At 69.0% G+C, this 1,129-nt stretch carries 1 protein-coding gene; it reads left to right on the plus strand.

Translation table 11 applies throughout. The features are described 5' to 3' along the window. Positions 1-138 precede the first annotated feature (138 nt). A complete protein-coding gene (locus E9565_RS21855) occupies positions 139-1,128 on the plus strand; it encodes an IS481 family transposase (protein ID WP_236836719.1) in 990 nt (329 codons plus the stop codon). The last annotated feature ends 1 nt before the right edge of the window (position 1,129 follow it).

Consider the following 1,129-nt stretch of genomic DNA (forward strand, 5'->3'; position numbering starts at 1 on the left):
GCTAGCTGTACTGACCGGAGACGTTGGTCGAGGAGCTGTGACTCCGGGATCTGACTGAGGGATCTTGTGAGGGGAGGACCTCCGGGCGTGGAGTGGAGCTGCTGAAGGCACCCATTCCACGAAGCACCGGAGGTCCTCGTGCTCCACGCTAATGCCGCCTTGACCCCGCGCCAGCGTCTGCGGCTGGCGAAGCTCGTCGTCGAGGAGGACTGGCCCAAGGTTCGCGCCGCGGAGTTCTTCGGGGTCGCGTGGAAGACCGCCGATCGGTGGGCCGAGCGATACCGGCTGCTGGGCAAGGCCGGCATGGTCGATCGCTCCAGCCGACCACACACCAGCCCAGGCAAGACCGATGCGGCGAGGACGAAGCGGATCGTGTCGCTGCGGCTGCGCAAGCGGTGGGGCGCGGTCCGGCTCGCGGCAGAGACCGGCGTGGCGCCCTCGACCGCCGGGGCGGTGCTGCGCCGCTGCGGCCTCAGCCGGCTGTCTCGACTCGAGCGCCGCGAACGCCAGGTCGTGCGCTACGAGCACGCCGCACCCGGCGACCTGCTGCACGCCGATGTGAAGAAGCTGGGCAACATCCCCGCCGGCGGTGGCTGGCGCTTCCTCGGTCGCGAGCGAGGCAACGTGAACCGGCACCTCGATGGTGGTCGTGCCCGCAGCCGCCACCACGACCCGCTGATAGGCCACGGATTCATCCACGTCATCCTCGATGATCACAGTCGGCTGGCCTACGCCGAGATCCACGACGACGAGCTCGGGATCACCGCGACCGCGGTACTGCGCCGGGCCGTGGCCTGGTTCGCCGACCGTGGCGTGATCACCCGCCGGGTGCTGACCGACAACGGCGGCTGCTACCGCAGCCGCCACTGGGCTACCGCCTGCGCCGAACTGGGCATCACTCCGAAACGGACCAGGCCCTACCGCCCGCAGACCAACGGCAAGGTCGAACGGTTCAACCGCACCATGACCAGCGAGTGGGCCTTCGTCGAGATGTTCACCAGCGAGGCCGACCGTCGCGCAGCCTTTCCTGCTTGGCTACACGCCTACAACCACCACCGGCCCCACACCGGCATCGGCGGCCACCCACCCATCAGCCGCTTGACCAACCTCCCCGGTCAGTACAGCTAGC

It is taken from the genome of Blastococcus sp. KM273129, assembly GCF_021698995.1.
Classification (GTDB): domain Bacteria; phylum Actinomycetota; class Actinomycetes; order Mycobacteriales; family Geodermatophilaceae; genus Blastococcus.